This window comes from Novosphingobium sp. TCA1 (assembly GCF_009811895.1).
Classification (GTDB): domain Bacteria; phylum Pseudomonadota; class Alphaproteobacteria; order Sphingomonadales; family Sphingomonadaceae; genus Novosphingobium; species Novosphingobium panipatense_A.
Genome location: NZ_BLJH01000014.1, coordinates 130108 through 150867, shown reverse-complemented (window position 1 = coordinate 150867; position 20760 = coordinate 130108). Strand labels below are relative to the sequence as shown.

23 protein-coding genes and 2 tRNA genes are annotated in these 20760 nt (G+C 64.8%); 10 read left to right on the top strand and 15 right to left on the bottom strand.

What is annotated here, in order from left to right:
- Positions 1–42: 42 nt before the first annotated feature.
- The 4 genes from NTCA1_RS16595 to NTCA1_RS16580 all read right to left on the bottom strand — a co-directional run bounded on the left by NTCA1_RS16595 (position 43) and on the right by NTCA1_RS16580 (position 4968).
- Complete coding sequence (locus NTCA1_RS16595) at positions 43–1173, bottom strand: hypothetical protein (RefSeq protein ID WP_159831180.1); 1131 nt, start codon at positions 1171–1173, stop codon at positions 43–45.
- Positions 1160–2425 (bottom strand): hypothetical protein, encoded by a 1266-nt coding sequence (locus NTCA1_RS16590; protein ID WP_159831179.1) that lies wholly within the window; start codon positions 2423–2425, stop codon positions 1160–1162. Before NTCA1_RS16590 ends, NTCA1_RS16595 begins: the two co-directional genes overlap by 14 nt.
- Positions 2426–2538: 113 nt before the next feature.
- A complete protein-coding gene (locus NTCA1_RS16585; protein WP_236549388.1) occupies positions 2539–4458 on the bottom strand; it encodes a ribonucleoside-diphosphate reductase subunit alpha in 1920 nt (639 codons plus the stop codon).
- A 297-nt stretch (positions 4459–4755) separates the two neighbouring features.
- Positions 4756–4968 (bottom strand): hypothetical protein, encoded by a 213-nt coding sequence (locus tag NTCA1_RS16580; RefSeq protein WP_159831178.1) that lies wholly within the window; start codon positions 4966–4968, stop codon positions 4756–4758.
- A gap of 558 nt (positions 4969–5526) precedes the next feature.
- Here NTCA1_RS16580 and NTCA1_RS16575 point away from each other — a divergent pair.
- Genes NTCA1_RS16575 through NTCA1_RS16565 form a run of 3 tightly spaced genes read left to right on the top strand, consistent with a single transcriptional unit; the run spans position 5527 to position 6211 of the window.
- Positions 5527–5772, top strand: coding sequence for a GlsB/YeaQ/YmgE family stress response membrane protein (locus NTCA1_RS16575; RefSeq protein ID WP_086493571.1), 246 nt, complete (start codon positions 5527–5529; stop codon positions 5770–5772).
- A gap of 47 nt (positions 5773–5819) precedes the next feature.
- Positions 5820–6005 (top strand): DUF4169 family protein, encoded by a 186-nt coding sequence (locus NTCA1_RS16570; RefSeq protein WP_133084784.1) that lies wholly within the window; start codon positions 5820–5822, stop codon positions 6003–6005.
- On the top strand, positions 6005–6211 hold the full coding sequence (locus NTCA1_RS16565) for a hypothetical protein (RefSeq protein ID WP_133084785.1): 207 nt from the start codon (positions 6005–6007) through the stop codon (positions 6209–6211). The genes NTCA1_RS16570 and NTCA1_RS16565 overlap by 1 nt, the downstream gene beginning before the upstream one ends.
- Before the next feature lie 59 nt (positions 6212–6270).
- On the opposite strand, the gene NTCA1_RS16560 is transcribed toward NTCA1_RS16565, so the two are convergent.
- Entirely contained in the window at positions 6271–6768 is a 498-nt protein-coding gene (locus NTCA1_RS16560; RefSeq protein ID WP_133084786.1) for a hypothetical protein, read from the bottom strand.
- Positions 6769–7006: 238 nt separating this feature from the next.
- Here NTCA1_RS16560 and NTCA1_RS16555 point away from each other — a divergent pair, with 238 nt between their 5' ends.
- Genes NTCA1_RS16555 through NTCA1_RS16540 form a run of 5 tightly spaced genes read left to right on the top strand, consistent with a single transcriptional unit; the run spans position 7007 to position 11408 of the window.
- Positions 7007–8170 (top strand): 8-amino-7-oxononanoate synthase, encoded by a 1164-nt coding sequence (locus tag NTCA1_RS16555; RefSeq protein WP_133084787.1) that lies wholly within the window; start codon positions 7007–7009, stop codon positions 8168–8170.
- Positions 8167–8784: an alpha/beta fold hydrolase gene (locus NTCA1_RS28515; protein ID WP_201282521.1), complete on the top strand. Its 618-nt coding sequence runs from the start codon at positions 8167–8169 to the stop codon at positions 8782–8784. Before NTCA1_RS16555 ends, NTCA1_RS28515 begins: the two co-directional genes overlap by 4 nt.
- Positions 8781–9521: a methyltransferase domain-containing protein gene (locus NTCA1_RS16550; RefSeq protein WP_201282520.1), complete on the top strand. Its 741-nt coding sequence runs from the start codon at positions 8781–8783 to the stop codon at positions 9519–9521. Before NTCA1_RS28515 ends, NTCA1_RS16550 begins: the two co-directional genes overlap by 4 nt.
- A gap of 7 nt (positions 9522–9528) precedes the next feature.
- Entirely contained in the window at positions 9529–10158 is a 630-nt protein-coding gene (bioD, locus tag NTCA1_RS16545) for a dethiobiotin synthase (protein ID WP_133084789.1), read from the top strand.
- On the top strand, positions 10155–11408 hold the full coding sequence (locus NTCA1_RS16540; protein ID WP_133084790.1) for an adenosylmethionine--8-amino-7-oxononanoate transaminase: 1254 nt from the start codon (positions 10155–10157) through the stop codon (positions 11406–11408). Before bioD ends, NTCA1_RS16540 begins: the two co-directional genes overlap by 4 nt.
- 143 nt (positions 11409–11551) lie before the next feature.
- Here NTCA1_RS16540 and NTCA1_RS16535 read toward each other — a convergent pair whose 3' ends face one another.
- The 3 genes from NTCA1_RS16535 to NTCA1_RS16525 all read right to left on the bottom strand — a co-directional run bounded on the left by NTCA1_RS16535 (position 11552) and on the right by NTCA1_RS16525 (position 14102).
- Positions 11552–13774, bottom strand: coding sequence for a tetratricopeptide repeat protein (locus tag NTCA1_RS16535; protein ID WP_133084791.1), 2223 nt, complete (start codon positions 13772–13774; stop codon positions 11552–11554).
- A 130-nt stretch (positions 13775–13904) separates the two neighbouring features.
- Positions 13905–13979, bottom strand: a tRNA-Gly gene (locus NTCA1_RS16530).
- Between the two features lie 48 nt (positions 13980–14027).
- Positions 14028–14102 (bottom strand) — tRNA-Gly (locus tag NTCA1_RS16525).
- 257 nt (positions 14103–14359) lie between these two features.
- Between NTCA1_RS16525 and trxA the strand changes: the two genes are divergently transcribed.
- Both trxA and NTCA1_RS16515 read left to right on the top strand, forming a co-directional pair.
- Positions 14360–15262, top strand: coding sequence for a thioredoxin (trxA, locus tag NTCA1_RS16520; RefSeq protein ID WP_133084876.1), 903 nt, complete (start codon positions 14360–14362; stop codon positions 15260–15262).
- A 2-nt stretch (positions 15263–15264) separates the two neighbouring features.
- Entirely contained in the window at positions 15265–15876 is a 612-nt protein-coding gene (locus NTCA1_RS16515; protein ID WP_133084792.1) for an LON peptidase substrate-binding domain-containing protein, read from the top strand.
- 177 nt (positions 15877–16053) lie between these two features.
- Here the strand turns inward: NTCA1_RS16515 and NTCA1_RS16510 are convergent, their stop codons facing one another.
- From NTCA1_RS16510 to argB, 7 genes are all read right to left on the bottom strand, one after another.
- A complete protein-coding gene (locus NTCA1_RS16510; RefSeq protein ID WP_133084793.1) occupies positions 16054–16443 on the bottom strand; it encodes a hypothetical protein in 390 nt (129 codons plus the stop codon).
- Positions 16444–16509: 66 nt separating this feature from the next.
- On the bottom strand, positions 16510–17145 hold the full coding sequence (locus NTCA1_RS16505) for a MarC family protein (RefSeq protein ID WP_086493558.1): 636 nt from the start codon (positions 17143–17145) through the stop codon (positions 16510–16512).
- Between the two features lie 14 nt (positions 17146–17159).
- Complete coding sequence (locus NTCA1_RS16500) at positions 17160–17885, bottom strand: hypothetical protein (protein WP_236549383.1); 726 nt, start codon at positions 17883–17885, stop codon at positions 17160–17162.
- Positions 17882–18781, bottom strand: coding sequence for a bifunctional methylenetetrahydrofolate dehydrogenase/methenyltetrahydrofolate cyclohydrolase FolD (gene folD, locus NTCA1_RS16495; RefSeq protein ID WP_133084794.1), 900 nt, complete (start codon positions 18779–18781; stop codon positions 17882–17884). Before folD ends, NTCA1_RS16500 begins: the two co-directional genes overlap by 4 nt.
- Before the next feature lies 1 nt (position 18782).
- On the bottom strand, positions 18783–19067 hold the full coding sequence (locus NTCA1_RS16490; protein ID WP_086493556.1) for a YggT family protein: 285 nt from the start codon (positions 19065–19067) through the stop codon (positions 18783–18785).
- Positions 19068–19186: 119 nt separating this feature from the next.
- Positions 19187–19738: a hypothetical protein gene (locus NTCA1_RS16485; protein WP_086493555.1), complete on the bottom strand. Its 552-nt coding sequence runs from the start codon at positions 19736–19738 to the stop codon at positions 19187–19189.
- A gap of 61 nt (positions 19739–19799) precedes the next feature.
- Complete coding sequence (argB, locus tag NTCA1_RS16480) at positions 19800–20699, bottom strand: acetylglutamate kinase (RefSeq protein WP_133084795.1); 900 nt, start codon at positions 20697–20699, stop codon at positions 19800–19802.
- Between the last annotated feature and the right edge of the window lie 61 nt (positions 20700–20760).

Below are 20760 nucleotides of genomic sequence, written 5' to 3'. Positions count from 1 at the left end.
TCGGCCATCGCCCTCGCTGCCACCGTCATCTTTTGGCTCTGATCAGTGAGTCCTGAGCCTAAGCTCGCGGCCGAGGTCGCAACGGAGCCCACGGTCACGCAGGATGCTGGTCAGGCGACGGAATTCCGACGCTGCCAGACGGCGAAGCCAGAGGGGATCCTCTGGCTCCTTCTCCAAAGCCTTCGCGCGCCTAAGCATGAGCGCGAATAAGCCGCCGGCGGTGCGGAAGCTGCCAATCTCTTCCGTCCGCGTCCCTTCGCCTGATGCAGGATCGTAAGGATCTGTCAGGCGCGTCCGCGAACCACGCTTTCGAGAGCGGCGCTTCTGATAGGTCACCATCATGACCTTGCCATGTGGGCTCGGCTTCACATCGCCGACCTTCAGGGCATCAATACATTCACTTTCGATGCCGATCATCAGCGAGACTGCGGTGTAGATCGCGATCTCGACAAGGTAGTTAGTCGGGTCGTGAATGGAATCGTCCGCCACTGCTTCCGACAAAACCTTGATGCAGGCGTCAAGTATCCTGCGGGCTTCAGCCGCCGAATATGGCTCCCGCTGCTTGGTGTCATCGTCAAAATCTTCAAGCAGGAAGAATTTTTCTTGCCACCTGGGTCCAAGTATCGACTTGTCACTGAGCCAGATCCTGTGAAGGACTCGTGTTAGCGCGCCTTTGTATTGATAGCCGGTTTTGCTCTGGAGCGAGCCAGCCTCGACCCGATCGTCGATGTGCTTCTTGAAAAGCTTGAAGATCTCGGGCTGAAGCACGCAATCTTGTTGCCCAAGCCCACCCTCGATGAAGGTAGCTTCTTGCTGCAGCCATACGAAGAAGGGAGCAAGGTACGCTCGATACGACTGAGCGGTGGATCCCGACGCGATTATGTCATGGGGCCCCGACATCGCGTAAACGGTTTTCAGGATCATCCGGCCGAGCTGAGGCACAATGGCTGCGAAACGATAGTCGAGCGGATACTCACGCTCAAAGTGGTAATGCGCCCACAAGTCCAGTCCCTTCTGCTCACGATCATCTTGTGAGATCAGTTCTGAAGGCGGAAATAGTGGCTTTTTGCCGCGCTTCGTTCGCTGCAGCAGAGAGTTTGAGCGACTTTCGTCTTCGGCGAGTTCGACAGGATCAAGAATTGCGAAAAGGTCATAATTATCAGAAGTAGACACCTACATAGTCCTCTTCCATGCCGTAAACCTGATCGAAGACGGATAACTCATCATCATCAATTCCCTGATGAGATCCAAGTATGTCTAGGTATATGAACGTCGTCTCATACCTAGCATGGCCAAGATACTTCTGAACCTTTCGAAGCGGGTCTCCAAATATGCTTTTATAAATGTCGGTTGCCGAAGACCCAGCAAGCCTCCCGGCTTCTGTCTGAACATTTTCTACAGAGGAGAGACTGATCTTCAGCAAGCGGCTCAGAAGGTACACGGCGCACATATGGCGGATGGTTTTTGGAGTGGCCTTTATGCCGGTTCGCTCTGATGCGCGACGGAACGCATCCCCCCAACCGATCTCTCCCATCGGCATCCCGCCTTGATTGAGCCAAAGCGCAGTAGGTGGTTCTGTGTACCTGCCCTTAGCGATCGCCTTTGCAATCTGCTCGTCGCGGAGAATATCTGCGTACATGCGCATCGATAGCAATCCGACCTTGGATATACGCACCTTTCGCGCACGATGGCCCTTCCCGGCCTCAGCTGTCACTTGATGCTCAAGGCTTCGGCCGCGAGCGTTTCGGATGGTGCTGCTGTCGGGTAGCCAATCCGCTCTGTACTCGTTGCCTTCGTCGAGCCGCAGTCCACCGGTCAGCAGCAGATTCGCGAATGCCACGTTGCGCAATCCATACGGCCCAAATGCGAGGCCTTCATCTCGGAATTTCTCGAACTGTGCCAGCGAGATAAAGTCCGGTGTTTTGTTTGCGGCGCCGGGGTTGCGATTATACCAAACAAATGACGGAAAGGTGCAAGGATTGTCCTTGCGTCGCCGAAGAACAATGGCGGCGTCGAACAACGATTTAATCGCTGCTGCCTCGCTATTCCAGGAGATTGGCTCAATCCCGCTGGAATTGCGAATTTTCCTGTATGTCGCGAGATGCCCCGCCTCGACGGTGTTTAAGTCCAGCCCTGCCTGCTGCAGGTAGCGCATGAGGGTGGCGGCATGATGTGTATAGCTTGCCATCGTCGTGCGACCGCCGACTTGGCCAGCAAACGTACGGAAAAGCTCGCTGAGTTCGAGATCGAGAGTTCCGTCCTCGGCGAGGACAAACGGCACGCGATCTTCGACGCCCACCGTGACGAGGGCTCGCCGAGAAATCTGCCGGAGGCCTTCCTTCCAAGCCTTCTCGAATTCGGCGCCTAGAACGCCATCGTCGAGATCGACATCCAGCAGCGCCTTGTTCGTAAACACAAAATCCATCGAGGATACCCGCGTTGAGACACGCAGGTATCCTCGAATAAATCGCATGTGTCAATCGGCCTTAAAATCGACCGTGTTGCGTCGCCTCAAAAGTGAGACATTTACAAACTCTTTTACTGACAGGCAAGGCACTCGTCGTAGTCGGTCGTCTCGCCGATCTCGAACTTGGGCGCTTCGGGCGTATTGTCCGCCTCCACGCCGCCGCCGCCCGCGAAGCCCGCGCGCTGCACCGACTTCGAGCGCAAGTAGTAGAGCGACTTGATGCCCTTCTCCCAGGCCTGGAAGTGCAGCATCATCAGGTCCCACTTGTCGACGTCGGCCGGGATGAACAGGTTCAGCGACTGGGCTTGGTCGATATAGGGGGTACGGTCCGCCGCGAATTCGAGCAGCCAGCGCTGGTCGATCTCGAAGCTGGTCTTGTAGACCGCCTTCTCGTCCGGCGTCAGGAAGTCGAGATGCTGGACCGAGCCGCCGTGCTCCAGGATCGAATTCCACACATTGTTGGAATCCTTGCTCTTCGAGGCGAGCAGCTTCTGCAGGTACGGGTTCTTCACCACGAAGGAGCCGGAGAGCGTCTTGTGGGTGTAGATATTGGCCGGGATCGGCTCGATGCAGGCCGACGTACCGCCGCAGATGATCGAGATCGACGCGGTGGGCGCGATCGCCATCTTGCAGCTGAAGCGCTGCATCACGCCCATTTCGGCAGCGTCGGGGCACGGGCCGCGCTCGTTGGCGAGCAGCAGCGAGGCCTCGTCCGCCTTGGCCGCGATGTGCTGGAACATCTGCATGTTCAGCGCCTTGGCCATCGCGCTCTCGAAGGCGATGCCGCGCTTCTGGAGATACGAGTGATAGCCCATGACACCCATGCCGACCGAACGCTCGCGCGCGGCCGAATAGCGGGCGCGGGCCATCTCGTCCGGCGCACGGTCGATATAGTCCTGCAGGACGTTGTCGAGGAAGCGCAGCACGTCTTCCACGAAACGCTTCTCGCCCTTCCACTCTTCCCAGGTTTCCAGGTTGAGTGAGGAGAGGCAGCACACGGCCGTGCGGTCGTTGCCGAGGTGATCGCGGCCGGTGGGCAGCGTGATTTCCGAGCAGAGGTTCGAGGTCGAGACCTTGAGCCCGAGATCGCGGTGATGCTTGGGCATCATGCGGTTCACGGTGTCGGAGAACACCAGGTAAGGCTCGCCGGTGGCAAGGCGGACCTCGACCAGCTTCTGGAACAGCGAACGGGCGTGGACGGTGCCGCGCACCGAACCGTCCTTGGGGCTCTTGAGATCGAAGTCACGGCCGTCGCGCACGGCTTCCATGAATTCGTCGGTCAGCAGCACGCCGTGGTGCAGGTTGAGCGCCTTGCGGTTGAAGTCTCCGCTGGTCTTGCGGATTTCGAGGAACTCCTCGATTTCCGGGTGCGAGACGTCGAGATAGCAGGCGGCCGAGCCGCGACGCAGCGAACCCTGCGAGATCGCGAGGGTCAGCGAATCCATCACGCGCACGAAAGGAATGATGCCGCTGGTCTTGCCGTTGAGGCCCACCGGCTCACCGATGCCGCGCACGTTGCCCCAGTAAGTGCCGATGCCGCCGCCGCGAGAGGCGAGCCAGACGTTCTCGTTCCAGGTGGAAACGATGCCTTCGAGGCTGTCGTCCACGGAGTTGAGGTAGCACGAGATCGGCAGGCCGCGGCCGGTGCCGCCGTTCGAAAGAACGGGGGTGGCGGGCATGAACCACAGCTTCGAGATATAGTCGTAGAGGCGCTGGGCGTGTTCCTGGTCGTCCGCATAGGCATCGGCCACGCGGGCGAAGAGGTCCTGATACTTCTCGCCGGGCAGAAGGTAACGGTCGTCGAGCGTTTCCTTGCCGAAGTCGGTCAGCAGCGCATCACGCGAATCGTCGGTAACGACGGTGAAGCGGCGCGCGTTGATCGTCTTCGAATCGGGGCGTGCCTTCGCGGCGGCCGCCTCGGGAGCGGCGGCAACGGCCGCCAGCATGGCGTCGGCCACAAGAGCGGCCGTAGCGGTATCGGTCTTGTCCATCGCGATTGCCGGGCTCTCGCCCGCCTCCTTTTCCTTTTTCGCCGTCTTTCTCACAGGCCTGGCCCGTTCGGCCACCCGCTCGGCCACGCGATCAGGCTGAGTTTCCTCGGCCGGGACCACGAGATCCTGTTCAAAGGCCGGAGCCGCTGTGGGAGCCGCCGGAGTCCGGGGCGAAAGCTCGAAACCGGGCATTTCAACCTGCCCGTCATCCTGGATCATATCTGCCTGCATACTGTCGGAGCTGTTCACGTCAGCGTCGCTTCCGTTCCTGAAATCCAATTGTCGCCCCCGTTTTGCTCAAACCGGCTCATTTCGGAGCCGAATTCCGGCCACCCGGCCGGTCGTCATCGAAGCGCCAAGAAGCGCGTTCAGCATTGCGCCGAAGCCGCCCGAGACCCGATGCGATTCGTTGGAAGCGAAAGCTGTCCGACATACCACAAACAGGCACAAATAGAGAACGAATTCTCTTGCGAACCCCGGCGCGCGCTTCTCGCAGAAGGCCTTGGACACCGGAAAACCGCCTTTCGGGACACCTGACTGCCCAAGGACGATTTCTCTAGGTCTAGATGCCCCGCGATCGACGCGCCACAACCCATAGTGCCTGTTCTGAAATCTGGCGCAAGGGGGGCAGGTCCGCCGAAAGGCCCGGCAAGTCTTGCCCCTTTACACGCAAGGGGGTCTCGCGACGCGTGGGAACTCCTTCACCGGCCCCTAATGCAAGTGTCTATTTCGAGGCTGCCGCTAAAAATTTTTCCACATAAAACGGCGGCGAAACGAATCGCGCTTGCGACGAAGCGAGTCCCCGTTTTTCGGACATTTCCCCGCTGTCGAGATACTTGCCCCGCGTTTCCCCATCTCTTTGGATCGAATCCGCTGCGCTTCGATTGCAACCGTTTCGCCATTCGGAGCTTCTACCTTGAAAATCCGCCGCAGGCGGATTTTGCGGTACCGGCCCACGCCCCCACCCGACCTCCCACGAGCATATCCTGATGGGAGGTCGGGTGGGGGCGTGGGCCGGTACCGCCTAAAAATGCCCTTCAGGCATTTTTCAAAGGACCCACTACGACCATGATCAATATCATCAGCGCCATCATCAGCGGCCTCATCATCGGCGTTCTGGCGCGCTTCTTCTATCCCGGCGCCGTCGACATGGGCTGGATCGCGACGATCCTGCTCGGCATCGGCGGCTCGCTTATCGCCGGTCTCGTGACCACGCGCGGACAGGCGGACTTCCAGCGCGCCGGTTGCCTCGCCTCGGTGATCGGGGCGATCGTGTTGATCTTCATTGGCAGGCTGCTGAACATCTCGTTCTGAGGTTGCACGCCCTTCCAACGCGCAGGTTGCCGCTGTAGAAGACGGCCATGGCCGAAATCATCAATCTGCGCATGGCTCGCAAGGCCAAGGCCCGCGATACCGCGAAGCGACAGGCGGAGGCCAGCCGTGCCCGTCACGGACAGACCCGCGCCGAGCGTGGCGCGGCCGAAGCCGAGCAGCTGCGGCTGGACCGCATCGTGGACGGCGCGAAGCGCAAGCAGGCGGAAGACTGATGCGCACGACTTATCTCGAAGCCAGCGTGCGCCTCTATCATCTCGACGCGGCCTCCGAGGGCGGCGGCGCGAATACGCTGTTCTATGGAACCCTGTCGGAAGCCATGGACGTGGCCGCCCGGCAGAGCGAAGACGTGCAGGACGGTCTTTTCATCGCCACCGACAACGATGTGGTGGCCTATCTGGACCTTCTGGAAAGCTGGTGAATTGCAGGGCCGCCCCGGACTCCTGAAGGAGCCCGGAGCCTGCACTATCCCTCTGAAACTCAGAAACGCGCCTGGAGGCCCGCCGCCAGATAGTGGTCGCCGAAGTTGCCCTTCACATCGATGCGCGGAAGGAGCGGCATCGACACGGTGCCATAGGCCCTGACGTCGTCACCGATCAGGCGCGCGCCGACGCCGAAGCCCAGCGAGGTCGGCAGGCGGTACATGGCCTCCACTTTGCCGAAGATCTTGGTGCCCGAGTTGTCGCACTTGCCGTCGGAAACGCGGTCGCCGCTGGACTTGCTGAAGCACTGCGAATCCTCGTTGAAATAGCCGGGATGGTCGCGGTGGTGGAAGAATACGCCCGCGGCAGGGGTGATGCTGAAGCCGCCGTCCGAGATCACCGGCACGCCCAGCGCCAGTTCGCCGCCCCAGTCCCCTTCGGCGCGGGCGACATTGGCTTCGGCCGTCACTTGCGCCGCGGCAGGCGCGGCGGCGAAAACGGCACCGGCAGCGAGAGTCGCAAAGGCGCTTGCGAGGACGGCGGGGCGGAATTTCATGATAGATCCTTGATTTTAGACATCTGTGTTGAGCCTGAAAGGCCTAGGATTCGGGGCGGGTGGTCGGCAAGGTGGGCGGATTCGGTCTGTCCCGGCCCAGCCTCCATCCATCCCGCGATGCCTGACGCCGCGTTAACCAGGGAAGCTCACGGGTTTTCCAAAACCGGGCTCAGCTCCCTACTCAGGCCCCCATTCAGGCCATTGTGCCCAAAGCCTGCTTGCCATACCGGCTGACACGATGAGCAGGCTCGATTCCTTCTTCACGGCGGCGCTCGATCGGATCGACCGCGCCGGACAACGCCGGACCTTGCGCCCTGCCGCGCTGGAAGGCGGCGGACGGATCCATCGCGGCGGGCGCGTGATGGTCGATTTTTCCAGCAACGACTACCTCGGCCTGGCCCGCCATCCGCTGCTGATCGCGCGCGCCCGCGACTGGACAGAGGCCCATGGCACAGGCTCTGGGGCTTCGCGGCTGGTAACGGGAACCAGCGAGGATCATCTCGCGCTCGAAGCGCGCATCGCCCGTTTCAAGCATGCCGAGGCGGCACTGATCTTCGCCAGCGGCTGGCAGGCCAATGCCGCGGTCATCCCCGCGCTGCTTGCCACCGTACCCGGCGCGGCGGTCTTCACCGACCGGCTGATCCACGCCTCCATGCATGCGGGCCTTGCCATTTCCGGCACGCGCCAGCACCGCTTCCGCCACAACGATCTCGACCATCTGGAGGAACTGCTCGCCGGCAAAGGCGCGCAGGCCCCGGCCCGGCTGATCCTTACCGAGAGCGTATTCTCGATGGACGGCGACCGTGCCGACATCGCTCGCCTCGCCGACATCGCCGAGCGCCACCAGGCTTTCCTCTTCGTGGACGAGGCCCATGCGACCGGCGTGCTCGGCCCCTCCGGCGCGGGCCTCTCTGCACTGGTCCCCGGCGGGATCGACCTGATCATGGGCACGTTCAGCAAGGCGCTGGGCGGCTTCGGCGCCTATGTCGCCGGTTCGCGGGTCATGATCGACTATCTGGTCAATGCCGCCAGCGGCTTCATCTTCACTACCGCGCCGCCGCCCGCCGTGCTCGGCGCGATCGACGCCGCGCTGGACCTCGTCCCGGGCATGGACGCGGAGCGCGCCCACCTCGCCGCGCTGGGCGAGCACCTTCGCGGCGGCCTTGCCACGCTCGGCATAGACCACGGCGCATCGAGCACGCAGATCGTCCCGGCCGTGATCGGCCCGGAAGCCGCGGCGCTCGACTTGTCCCGCAAGCTGGAGGAACAGGGCCTGCTCGCTTCCGCGATCCGCCCGCCGACGGTCCCCCCCGGCACCAGCCGCCTGCGTCTGGCGCTGCGGGCCACCCATTCACGGGCCGACGTGGACAGCCTGCTGAATACGATCGAGGCCTGCCGGTGAGACTGCTCTTCGTGCATGGCTGGGGCTTCGATGCCGCGTTCTGGGCACCGCTATCGCGTCTGCTGGCGGACCTGCCACAAGTCATCGACGATCGCGGCTACTTCGGAGAGCCCCGCCCTGCCCTGGTGGACGGGCCCTGTCTTGCCGTCACGCATTCCTTCGGGACAATGCGGGTTCTAGCAGATCCTCCGGCGGACCTTGTCGGGCTGATCGCGATCAACGGTTTCGAGCGCTTTTCCGCCGCTCCGGGCCATGCGGGCGTGCCGGTGCGCGTGCTGGACCGCATGCTGCGCCGCTTCGGGGAGGATCCCCGAACCGTCCTGGCCGACTTCCGCCGCCTATGCCGCGCGAATGCGGAATTCGGCACGATCGATACCGACGTGCTGCACGGCGACCTCATTCGCCTGCGCGACGAGTACGCGCCCATGCCCTCCATTCCCGTCGTCTCGCTTCAGGGCACGCGGGATCCGCTCCTGCCCGAAGCGATGCGCGCGCAGGCGCTTGCCGCCGCTTCACCGCTTTCGATCGCTTGCGAGGGCGGCCATCTCCTGCCGATCGAAGCTCCCGAATTCTGTGCCCGGGTGGTGCGCGAGGCAATCGGAAGAATGGCGTGAACGTCCCGCGCGAACGCGTCGGCCGCGCCTTTGCCGCCGCCCCGGACTATGACGGCAACGCCCGCGTCCAGCGCGAGGTAGCCTTGGCCCTGGCCGCCCGCATCGCCGCGCTCGATCTGCCGGAGAACCCGCGCGTGCTGGAAATCGGCTGCGGCACCGGCTTCCTGACACAGGCGCTGGACGGGCTTGGCGGCGACTGGCTCGTCACCGATCTGTCGCCCGCGATGCTGGAGCGGTGCCGCGCACGCATCGGCGAAAGCGCAGGCTATCGCTACGCCGCGCTGGACGGCGAATACGGGCAACCGGAAGAAGGCCCCTTCGACCTCATCTGTTCCAGCCTTGCCGTCCAGTGGTTCGACCACGCCCCCGCCGCGCTGCGCCGTCTTGCGCGCTGGCTGGCACCGGGCGGACATCTGATGGTGACCACGCTCGGCCCCGGCAGCTTCGCGGAATGGCGCGCGGCGCACGAGGCGGAAGGGCTGGCCCCCGGCACGCCGCGCTTCGCGTCCGTGGCAGACTTCGGCGATCTGCTGCATGGGGTGGAGAACCACGTCGAGCATCACCCCAGCCCGCTGGCCTTCCTCCATGCCCTGAAAGCCATCGGCGCCCAGACCGCCGAAGCGGACCATCGCCCGCTTTCGCCGGGCCGCCTTCGCCGCGTCATGGCGCGTTTCGCCCAAAGCGGATGCAACGTGACTTACGAAGTCGTGACCTGCCATCTACACCGAACGAATTGAGCACCGCATGAACCCTATCGTCATCACCGGAACCGATACCGAAATCGGCAAGACCGTCTTCGCCGCCGCGCTGGCAGGCGCTCTTGGCGCGCATTACTGGAAGCCGGTTCAGGCAGGGCTGGAAGAAGACGGCGGCGATGGAGACCGCGTGGCGCGGCTTTCCGGCCTGCCCGCCGATCATATCCTGCCCGAAGCCTATCGCCTCGCCACCCCCTGCTCTCCGCACCTCGCGGCCGAGATCGACGGCGTGGAAATCGATCCCGCGCGCCTCGCCCTGCCCCAAGTGGCAGGACCGCTGGTGGTCGAAGGCGCCGGCGGGGTGATGGTGCCGCTCAGCCGCACGATGACTTATGCCGACCAGTTCGCTCGGTGGGATGCCCCGGTCGTGCTGGTGGCGCGCACCGTGCTCGGCACGATCAACCATTCGCTGCTCTCGATCGAGGCGCTGCGCGCACGCGGCGTCACCGTGCTGGGCGTGGCCTTCGTCGGCGATTCCGTGGAAGACAGCGAGGCCACGATCTGCGCCATGGCCGGCGTCCGCCGCCTCGGCCGCCTGCCGCGTCTCGATACGCTGACGCCCGAGACGCTGGCGCGCGCTTTCGCGGAAAACTTCAACATCGGGGACTTCAGGGCATGACATCATCGGTCTGGCATCCCTTCACCCAGCACGGCCTGCAAGAGCCGGTTCCTCTCGTCACCCATGCCGAAGGCGCGCTGCTCCACACGGCGGACGGCCGGGCCGTGGTGGACGCGGTCTCTTCATGGTGGGTGACCACCCACGGCCATTCGCACCCGCGCATCAGGGCCGCCATCGCGGAACAGGCGCAGAAGCTGGACCAGATCATCTTCGCCGGATGGACGCACGAACCGGCCGAACATGTCGCGGCGGGACTGCGCGCGATCATGCCCGAAAGCCTGACGCGGGTATTCTTCTCCGATTCGGGTTCGACCAGCGTGGAAGTCGCGCTGAAGATGGCGCTCGGCTACTGGCACTGGCGCGGCGAAAACCGACACCGCATCGTGGTGATGGAAAATTCCTATCACGGCGACACCATCGGCGCGATGTCGGTGGGCGAGCGCGGCGTGTTCAACCAGCCTTACGAGCCGCTGCTGTTCGACGTGGGCCGCATCCCCTTCCCCTCGGCAGGAGCCGAACAGGCCACGCTGGACGCGCTGGAGGCACTGTGCCGCCAGCCGGATACGGCCGCGCTGATCGTGGAGCCGCTCATTCTCGGCGCGGGCGGCATGCTCGTCTATGGACCGGAAACGCTGGCCTCCATGCAGGCGATCTGCGCCCGCCACGGCGTGCTGTTCATTGCCGATGAAGTGATGACCGCATGGGGCCGCACCGGCACCCTGCTCGCCTGCGAGCAGGCAGGCGTGGTGCCGGACATCCTCTGCCTTTCCAAGGGCCTGACCGGCGGCGCGGTTCCCCTTGCCGTCACCATGGCCAGCGAGGCGATCTTCGAGGCGCACTATTCCACCGACCGCGCGCGGATGTTCTTCCACTCCTCCAGCTATACGGCCAACCCGATCGCCTGCGCCGCCGCCGCCGCCAACCTCGCGATCTGGCGCGAGGAACCGGTGCTGGACCGCATCGCCACACTCGCGGGCAAGCAGGCCGCCTGGATCGAGAAGCTCGGCCAGTTCTGCCACTTCGACAATCCCCGCACGATCGGCACGGTCGCCGCGCTGGACCTCAAGACCTCCGGCACCAGCGGCTACATGAGCGACCTCGCCCCGCGCCTCATGGCCTTCTTCCGCGAGCGGGACGTGCTGCTGCGGCCGCTGGGGAACACCGTCTACGTCATGCCGCCCTATTGCATCACCGACGATCAGCTCGGGCAGGTATGGGAAGCCATCGGAGAAGCGGTGATTTCGTTTTGAGATGAACATCGTCCCGGACTTGATCCGGGACCGCTGGCCGTGACCAGCCCACCTTCAGACAGGGCAGTTTAACACAAGGGTTCGCCTAAAGAACTGCCGCGGTCCCGGATCAAGTCCGGGACGACGTTACCTCTGAACCCCGCCTAAGCCACCTCGAAATGATCCGGCGAAAGCCCCGCCAACCGCCGCCGGTTCATCTCCTCGAACGCCGCCTCTACCCCCCGTGTATAATCGGCGGTACGAAACAGCGGCGAAGTCAGCCGATTGGCGGCGAGACGCTCGCGGAGATCCCTGAGGCCTCTCGGATCATGTGCCAGGGCGAGCGCCGTTGCCTCGTAGCTTTTGCGGTCCGGCACCGCCAGTTCCGGCAAACCCACCGCATGGACAAGGCTCGTCGCCACCCGCGCGGCAAACTGGTGCCCCGTCATCGTCAACACCGGCAAACCGCTCCAGAGCGCGTCGCTGGCGGTCGTATGGGCACCCACGGCGAACGTATCTAGGAACAGGTCCGCCAGCGCCAGGCGTCCCAGGTGCTCCCCGTGCGGAACCCCGGCGGAAAACACCAGCCGCGCAGGATCGATGCCCCGCGCCATGGCTTCGCGCCGCAGGTTATCCTCCGCCCAGCGATTGGACCGCAGGAGCCAGAGCACGCTCCCGTCGACCTGGCCGAGCAGCCGCATCCAGATATCGAACGCATCCGGGCAGATCTTGTAGGTGTGATTGAAGCAGCAGAATACGAAGCCGCGCTCCGGCAGGCCCCAGCCCCGGCGCCCGCGCCTATCCGGGACGATGATGCGCCGGTCGTCGTTGGCCTGATAGCAATGCGGCAGCCGAACGATCTTCTCGGTGAACCAGGCCTCGCCGCCCGGCGGCAGGGAAACGGCGTCGCCGATGAAATAGTCCATGCAGGGATGGCCGATCGTACCGGGGTAGCCCATGTAGCTGACCTGCACCGGTGCGAGCCGCTGGCCGAACAGCGCGGTGCGGGTGCCGCGCGTATAGCCCTTGAGGTCGACGGCGATATCCAGCCCGTCGGCCCTGGCACGATCGACCACCTCGGCGTCCGTCAGGTGCCCGATCTCGGTAAAGGCATCGGCATGACCACGCAGTGCCCGGCGCGAGGGATCGCCATCGCAACGCGGCCCATAACTGTAGAAGCGGATGTCGAAGCGTCTGCGGTCATGTTCGCGGAACAGGCCGCTCATCAGGTACATCGTCGCGTGGTCGTGAAAGTCGGCCGAGAAGTAGCCGATTCGGATGCGTCCGTCGGCAGATAGCGTGGGAATGGGCAGGCTTTGCGGCGGCGGTCCGAACTTCATGCCCGCGCAGGCGAGCGAGCGGCGATACTGGTGCGCCGGATCGTCCACGAAGGGCAGCGCGGCGAAGGGCTGGACGGCGGCGGCGGAAGGTCCGTCCGTCAACGCGAACTGGGCGCGGTCCTTCCAATCGCAGATGTGCGCCTCTTCGAACAGGGCCTGGAGCAGCGCGGATCGGTCGGCCGGGTCGAGCGCCCAGGCCTGCCGGAAAGCGGCGATGGCTTCGGGAAGATCGCCCTTGAGCACCAGCGCCTTGCCGCGATTGACCATGGCCTGCGTATAGGCGGGGTCCGCCTCCAGCGCCCGTGCATAGGCGGCAAGCGCCTCGTCCAGCCGATCGCGTTGCAGCAGTTCGCCGCCCATATTGTTCCAGGCCAGCGCATGGTCGGGCCGCAGCACGACCGCGCGCCTGTAGGCCGCTATCGCCTCCGCTCGTGCGCCGCGCTTCGCCAGCAGGTTGCCCAGGTTGTAATGCGCCTCGGTGTAATCGGGATCGAGAGCGACCGTCTGCGCAAATCCCGCTTCGGCTTCGGCCCGGCGCTCCTGCGCATCGAGCAGGTTGGCCAGATTGAAATGGGCATCGGCATAGCCGGGAAGGCGGGCGATCACTTCGCGGTAGATCGCTTCGGCTTCGGGGAAGCGGCTCTGGCGACGCAGGGTGATGGCCAGGTTGTTGCGACATGCCCCCGCCTCGGGATCGGCCTCGATGGCCTTGCGGAAGGCCTGCTCCGCCGCCGGAAGCCTGTCCAGCGCCAGAAGCGCCGCGCCGTGCAGGTTGCGAACGGCAAAGCTGTGCGGAAAGCGTTCGGCAAGCCGCGCCCCTTCCCGCGCCGCCTCGTCCATGCGCCCGGCGCGGTAGGCGGCTATCATCGCATCGAGTTCGGCCAGCGCCGGGCCATCCGGTGCATCGAGAGCATCAAGCGCCGCCCTGACCCGGCCATTGTGAGGAAACCGGCCCAGCGCCTCATGATAGAGCGCACGCGCCTTGTCCGTCTCACCCCGCCTTGCCGCGCCCTTTGCCTTGATCAGCAGCGCTTCCAGTCCGCTCACATTCCCTCCGCGAAATGCCGGGAGAGATTCTGCACGAACAAGCTTCACCGCGAGTCATCGCCGGAATCAGGAAAAACACCTGCATGCGGTGGCGATGTTCTGGAATGTCTGGATTTCCACCGAAGGAAACTGGAGCGGGCGAAGGGATTCGAACCCTCGACCCCAACCTTGGCAAGGTTGTGCTCTACCCCTGAGCTACGCCCGCTCGGCGTTTCGGAAATCTTCCGGCGAACCGGAAAATCCCTGTATGAACTGGAGCGGGCGAAGGGATTCGAACCCTCGACCCCAACCTTGGCAAGGTTGTGCTCTACCCCTGAGCTACGCCCGCTCTGACGTTCAAGACCTGCTGGAGTTTCCGGCAGGTCCGGGGTGGAGGCGCGCCACTAGCAGTGCCTTTCGGGGTCGGCAAGAGGAAAATCGAAAGAATTTTCAAAAGGGCCGAATAAGAGGATCTTTGTCCGGGCTATCGCCCGGAAGCGGCACCGGCCGCTTTAACGCAACCTCACATGAACCCTTCACAAAACCGTCCCGAAGGCCGATCTAGGGGGCCATTCGATTTTCACGGGAGCACGTATCTTGGCCAGCATGGGTCTCAACCTCGACGAACAGAAGGCGGTCGACCGGTTCCGCAAGACGGTGGCCGAACCGTCGATGACGAAGCTGGTGATCCTCGATTTCTGGGCCGAATGGTGCGGCCCCTGCAAGGCGCTGACGCCAGTGCTGGAAAAGGTGGCCGAAGACTATGCCGACAAGGGCGTGGTCCTGGCCAAGGTGAATGTCGATGAAGAGCAGTTCATCGCATCGCAGTTCCAGGTGCGCTCGATCCCCACGGTCTACGCGATCTTCCAGGGCCAGCCGGTGGCGGACCTTACCAATGCCCGCACCGAATCGCAGCTCAAGCAGACGCTGGACCAGCTGCTCACGCAGCTTCCCGTCCAGGCGGACGGCGCCGAGCCGCAGCAGGACCTCACCCCGCTGATCGCCATGGGCGAGGAAGCGCTGGCCGGAGGCGACGGCGAGCGGGCGGCCTCGATCTTCATGCAGATCCTCGAACTCGCGCCCGACAACGCCGAAGTGATCGCCGGATTCGTGCGCGCGCTCGTTCTTGCGGGCCGCCTCGACGAGGCGGAGCAGGTGCTTGGCAGCCTTGAAGGCGCAGTGGCTGCCGATCCGCTGCTGGAACGCGCCCGCACCGCGCTGGCGCTCGCCAAGGACAAGCCCGAGGACAGCGAACTGGCCGCGCTGCGCGCCGCCGCCGCCGAGCGTCCGGCCGACATGGAGGCGCAGCTCGCCTTCGCCAATGCCGCCTTCGCCGCCGGAGAGCGCGATGCCGCCGCGGAAACGCTGCTGCGCATGGTCGCCGCCGACCGCGAATGGAACGAAGGCGCCGCGCGCGCCAAGCTGCTCCAGATCTTCGAGGCGACCGGCCTGGAAGATCCCTGGGTTGCCGCCACGCGGCGCAAGCTCTCCACCGTCCTGTTCGGCTGACGGTGGCGCGAATCACCATCTTCCCGCTGCCCGGCGCGGTGCTCTATCCGGGGCTGCAATTGCCGCTCCATATCTTCGAGCCCCGCTACCGGGCGATGGTCAGTGACGCCCTGGCGCGCGACCGGCGCATCGGCATGATCCAGCCGCAGCGCCCGGCGGAGGGCGCGCCGCTGTTCTCGATCGGCTGCCTGGGCCGGATCGGCGATGTCGAGGCACTGGAAGACGGGCGCTTCAACATCGTGCTCACCGGCGAGACGCGCTTCCGCATGCTGCGCGAACTCGACGTGACTACGCCGTTCCGGCAGATCGAGGCCGAGCTTCTGCCCGAGCGCGACGACGAAGTGCTGGCCCCGATCGAGCGGGCCAGCTTCGAGCGCGAGGCCAAGCGGTTCGCCGATGCCCAGGGCTACGCCGTGGACTGGGATCAGGTCGGGCGCCTCGACGACCAGTCGCTGATCAACGGCGTATCCCAGATCGCGCCCTTCGATGCCGCCGCCAAGCAGGCCCTGCTCGAAGCCGAAACCCTGCCCGCGCGCTGCGAACTGCTGGTGCAGCTCATGCAGTTCTTCGGCCGCCATTCCGACGACGACGACGAGGGCGTGACGCTGCAGTAGGTTTGTCTGGAAATTCGCTGAAAGCGAATTTGAGCGGCACCGGCCCACGCCCCCACCCGACCTCCCATCAGGATACACTCGTGGGAGGTCGGGTGGGGGCGTGGGCCGGTGCCGCAAGCCTTCGACGGATGTCGAAGGCGTACCAAACAAAAGACTCGGGCCGGTGCCGCGAAAATCTCAGCGCTTGCCCTTGCTCGCACCGGGCAGCCTGGCCTGGCTCTCCAGCACGCGGGAGCGCATGTAGAGTTCGTCCGCCTCCTGCGGCGACAGGCCGTCGCTGCTGTAGCGCTGCGCCAGACTGTCTATCTGTGTCCGTTCCTTGCGCAGTCCCTTGGCATCGGCTTTCGAGAGTCGCCCGGAATCGCGCCCTTCGCGAATCGCCTCGCCAACGCGTCTGTCGGCCTGCCCAAGGTCGATGCGGTAGCTCGCCTCGTCGGCCCTTTGCCGGGCCGCATCGAAAGGCGCGTTGCCGGGGCGCGGGGCGGGAGGGCCGACAGTGTGGGCCTGCGCCCCGGCTCCAGCCAGAAACAGCGCTCCTACACAGCAGACAGGCAGCAGGCGGATCATCGCACCCTCCTTTGCAGAAGAAGGGCCAAAACTGGTCCAAGCCGCTGAACGGGCGATGAATTCGCCCTATTGCAGCAGGACCGTCTTCACACCATCGATGACATATTGCGCCGCCAGGGCCGCCAGCAGGACGCCGAGCAGGCGGGTGATCACCGCCTCCACCTTGTCGCCCAGGATGCGCATCAGCGGCCCCGCCGCCGCCAGCGCCGCGAAGCTGAGCGCCATGACCGCGACCATCGCCGCCAGGATCGCCAGCGTCTGCTCCATACCGTGGGCGCGAGACGTCAGCAGCATGATCGTGGCGATCGAGCCCGGCCCCGCCAGCATCGGCATGGCCATGGGGAAGACCGAAACGTCATCGACTTCGGGTGTTTCCGCGTTGTGAGCGATGATCTTCTCGGCCCGCTCCTCGCGCCGCTGGGTGCGCTTCTCGAACACCATGTCGATGGCGATCATGAACAGCATGATGCCGCCCGCGATGCGGAAGGCGTTGAGTTCGATATGCAGCGCGCCCAGCAGCCGCGCGCCGAACAGGGCGAAGACCACCAGGATGGCGCTGGCGATCATGCAGGCGCGCGCGGCCATGGAGATCGCCTGCGCGCGGCTCGCGTCGGCCGAAAGCCCCGCATAGATCGGCGCGCAGCCGGGCGGGTCGATCACCACGAAGAGCGTCACGAAGGCACTCAGGAAAACTTCATACATGCCGGTCGCAGCCCCTAATTCCGCTCTTTCGGCGCAGCGACTTCGCTGCGCATCACTTCCGTCATCGCCCCGTTCTTCAGCAGCGACACGGCCAGCCAACGCGAATGATCGGATTCGACGTGGTAGCGCCACGCGAGAGTGCCGTCCTTCGAGCGTCCCCGGCCGTCCATGCCCGGCGCAATGTCTTCCCGGTCGCGTTCGACCAGAAGCTCGTCACCGCGCGGGCCACGGGCGCAATCGGCGACGGAGGCCGACAGCATTTCCGGCTCCTTGAGCGGCTGCGCCAGCGTGTCGCCCTGATCGAGCACCCAGCGATAGTCGCCCTTCTTGCGCTGCTGCCAGATCGTCGTGAAATAGCCCACCGAACCGTCGGGGCGCTGCCAGGCCCCCTTGGTCACGCCCAACGAACCGTCGCAGCTCATCCAGACCTGATGGGCCTGCCACTGTACCGGAGCTGCCGGTTCCGCGCGTCCGCTCAGCCATTGCCGGGCGCGAACCGGCTCCGGCACGAACATCACCGCATTTTCATCGGAATATTCGGCGAAGGCCTTCCACTGGCCCTTCTCGCGCGCCATCCGCGCAAAGGCGATTTCGGCAGCAACGAGAGCGCTGGGATTGGCCGTGCCTGCGCCCGGTGCATATTCCGGCCTGCGCCGGGCGTCGGCCGGACCGGCCATGACCGCAAGCAATGCGGCCCCGCCGATCGCGGCCGCCAGTGCCCGGCCCGGCCGCCGCGTCAAAGCGCGCTCTCGTCCAGAACGAGACCGGCATTGCGGTGCGCCGCGACCACGGTGTTGCGCAGCAGGACAGCAATGGTCATCGGCCCGACCCCGCCCGGAACCGGCGTGATCGCCCCCGTCACTTCGGCGGCCGAAGCGAAATCGACATCGCCCACGAGGCGGCTCTTGCCTTCCTCGGCGCCGGGCACGCGGTTGATGCCCACGTCGATCACCGTCGCCCCCGGCTTCAGCCAGTCGCCCTTGACCATTTCCGGGCGGCCCACCGCAGCCACCACGATGTCGGCACGGCGCACGACTTCGGGCAGGTCCCTGGTGCGGCTATGCGCGACGGTAACGGTGCAGCTTTCCGCGATCAGCAATTGCGCCATCGGCTTGCCGACGATGTTGGAGCGGCCGATCACCACGGCGTCGAGGCCGGAAAGCGAACCGAGCCGGTCCTTGAGCAACATCACGCATCCCAGCGGCGTGCAGGGAACGAAGCCCGGCAGGCCGGTGGCCAGACGCCCGACGTTCACGACATGGAACCCGTCCACGTCCTTGTCGGGGTTGATCGTGGCGATCACCTTCTGCTCGTTCATGTGCGCGGGCAGCGGCAATTGCACGAGGATGCCGTCCACCGCCGGATCGGCGTTCAGCCGTTCAACCACGGCCAGCAGGTCGGCCTCGGAGGTATCGGCGGGGAGCTTGTGCTCGAAGCTCTCCATGCCCGCCGCCACGGTCTGCTTGCCCTTGTTGCGGACGTAGACCTGGCTTGCCGGATCCTCTCCCACGAGCACGACGGCAAGGCCCGCCTTGCGACCGGCCTTCGCCTCGAAATCGGCGGCGACCACGGCGATGCGGGTGCGCAGGCCTTCGGCGAAGGCCTTTCCGTCGATGATCTTGCTGTCGGTGCTCATGTCAGGCGTAGGCCATCGGCTGGAGGATCATGATGAGCACGTTGAGGCCGATGATCAGCACCATCGGCGAGAAATCGATGCCGCCGGTATTGGGCATGATCTTGCGGATCGGGCTCAGGATGGGGTCGAGCAGCGCATTGAGCGCGCGCCAGATCGCCTCGACGAAACGGTTGTGCAGATTCACCACGTTGAAGGCGATCAGCAGGCCCAGCACGAACTGGACGAGCACGAGCGTCGTCAGGATCTGGACGAGGTAGATAAGGGCGTTGATCACACCGCCGAGCATGGGCGTGGGGCCTTTCTGAGGAATGAAGTGCCCGCCTGATAGCCGAGGCAGGCGCCGGGGAGCAAGTCAGAGGAGAGCGGGCAACGCTCGGTAACAGTGCGCGCCGAATACGGCCTATTCTACCGGGTGACGGTGGACATCCGCTCGATACGCCAGTTCAGCTGCTGCTCGCTGGCGCCGGGAACGTCGTTGACGCGGCGGAGCACGATGCTGCCACGGCGCGAGGGACGACCATCGGAGAAATCGAGCACAAGGGGCGCCTCGTAGAACAGGGTGCCTGCCGCATTGCTGCTGTCTCCCCGGCCCACGGCGATCCTGGGCCCGGCATCGCCGCCGAATTCCTCGGCCAGCCGGTTCGGCGTCATCTGTGCGTCGAGGGTCCAGGCCTTGGCGGCATCGTCCCAGTCGCCGATGCGCAGGGCATTGATATAGTAGCGCAGCAGGCGTTCGGGATCCCGGCGTTCGCCGAGCGCGGTCTGGTCGAGCTGCGCTGCAAGGCCGCTGTTCGCCGCTTCGGTGGCATCGCCGTCCGGTCCTTCGGAGGCGACCACGGCCTCGCTTGCCGCGACCGAGGCCTCGGCGGTTGCCTCAGCTTCCGGCTCCCGGTCGCAACCGGCCAGCAGGAGAGTGGCGGCCGAGAGGGCACCGGCGATGACGAAAGTATTGCGCATTAGCCTCGAAGTGCCTTTCAGCCGAACAGTTCCTTCAGCAGTCTGGGCCAGCCTGTCCGGTTCAGCCTGCCCGGATCAGCGTACCGGCGCCTTCCTGCGTGAATATTTCCAGCAACATGGCATGGGAAACCCGCCCGTCAAGCACGACCGCCGCCTCGCAGCCCGCCTCGACCGCGTGGATGCAGGTCTCCAGCTTGGGGATCATGCCGCCCGAGATCGTGCCGTCGCGCTGCAGGTGAACGATGTCGGACGGCCTCAGGTCGGTCAGGAGTTCGCCGTCCTTGTCGAGCACGCCGCGCACGTCGGTGAGCAGGAACAGGCGCGAGGCGCCGAGCGCCGCCGCGACCGCACCGGCCATCGTGTCGGCATTGATATTGTAGGTCTGCCCGTCCTCGCCCGGCGCAATCGGCGCGATCACCGGGATCATGCCCGCGGCCGAGATCGTCTCGATCACGCTGGTGTCGATATGGCCGGGTTCGCCCACGAAGCCGAGATCGACGACGCGTTCGATGTTGCTGTCCGGGTCCTTCGCGGTGCGCTGCACCTTCCGGGCCGTGACGAGACCGCCGTCCTTGCCGGAAATCCCCATGGCCTTGCCACCGGCCTCGGCGATCCAGCCAACGATTTCCTTGTTGATGACGCCCGAGAGCACCATCTCGGCCACTTTCGCGGTTTCCTTGTCGGTCACGCGCAGACCATCGACGAAGCGCGATTCGACGCCCATGGTCTTGAGCATGGCGCCGATCTGCGGGCCGCCGCCGTGGACGACCACGGGATTGATGCCCACCGCCTTGAGCAGGACCACGTCTTCCGCGAAATCGCGTGCCAGTTCGGGGTCGCCCATGGCATGGCCGCCGTACTTCACGACGAACGTGCGACCGGCATAACGCTGCAGGTAGGGCAGCGCATCGACGAGCGTCTCGGCTTTCGAGAGCATGGCGGGATCGTGCGGAATCGGCATGGGGCGCTATTAGACCCCTTGATCAGGATTTGAACCCCAATTTCTGGGAAATACGACCGAT

Excerpts from the sequence above, each read along its gene's own strand:
- NTCA1_RS16590 (WP_159831179.1), bottom strand. The coding sequence starts at position 2,425 with ATGGATTTTGTGTTTACGAACAAGGCGCTGCTGGATGTCGATCTCGAC.
- NTCA1_RS16585 (WP_236549388.1), bottom strand. The coding sequence starts at position 4,458 with ATGGACAAGACCGATACCGCTACGGCCGCTCTTGTGGCCGACGCCATG.
- NTCA1_RS16575 (WP_086493571.1), top strand. The coding sequence starts at position 5,527 with ATGATCAATATCATCAGCGCCATCATCAGCGGCCTCATCATCGGCGTT.
- NTCA1_RS16570 (WP_133084784.1), top strand. The coding sequence starts at position 5,820 with ATGGCCGAAATCATCAATCTGCGCATGGCTCGCAAGGCCAAGGCCCGC.
- NTCA1_RS16565 (WP_133084785.1), top strand. The coding sequence starts at position 6,005 with ATGCGCACGACTTATCTCGAAGCCAGCGTGCGCCTCTATCATCTCGAC.
- NTCA1_RS16560 (WP_133084786.1), bottom strand. The coding sequence starts at position 6,768 with ATGAAATTCCGCCCCGCCGTCCTCGCAAGCGCCTTTGCGACTCTCGCT.
- NTCA1_RS16555 (WP_133084787.1), top strand. The coding sequence starts at position 7,007 with ATGAGCAGGCTCGATTCCTTCTTCACGGCGGCGCTCGATCGGATCGAC.
- bioD (WP_133084789.1), top strand. The coding sequence starts at position 9,529 with ATGAACCCTATCGTCATCACCGGAACCGATACCGAAATCGGCAAGACC.
- NTCA1_RS16540 (WP_133084790.1), top strand. The coding sequence starts at position 10,155 with ATGACATCATCGGTCTGGCATCCCTTCACCCAGCACGGCCTGCAAGAG.
- trxA (WP_133084876.1), top strand. The coding sequence starts at position 14,360 with ATGGGTCTCAACCTCGACGAACAGAAGGCGGTCGACCGGTTCCGCAAG.
- NTCA1_RS16510 (WP_133084793.1), bottom strand. The coding sequence starts at position 16,443 with ATGATCCGCCTGCTGCCTGTCTGCTGTGTAGGAGCGCTGTTTCTGGCT.
- NTCA1_RS16505 (WP_086493558.1), bottom strand. The coding sequence starts at position 17,145 with ATGTATGAAGTTTTCCTGAGTGCCTTCGTGACGCTCTTCGTGGTGATC.
- folD (WP_133084794.1), bottom strand. The coding sequence starts at position 18,781 with ATGAGCACCGACAGCAAGATCATCGACGGAAAGGCCTTCGCCGAAGGC.
- NTCA1_RS16490 (WP_086493556.1), bottom strand. The coding sequence starts at position 19,067 with ATGCTCGGCGGTGTGATCAACGCCCTTATCTACCTCGTCCAGATCCTG.
- NTCA1_RS16485 (WP_086493555.1), bottom strand. The coding sequence starts at position 19,738 with ATGCGCAATACTTTCGTCATCGCCGGTGCCCTCTCGGCCGCCACTCTC.
- argB (WP_133084795.1), bottom strand. The coding sequence starts at position 20,699 with ATGCCGATTCCGCACGATCCCGCCATGCTCTCGAAAGCCGAGACGCTC.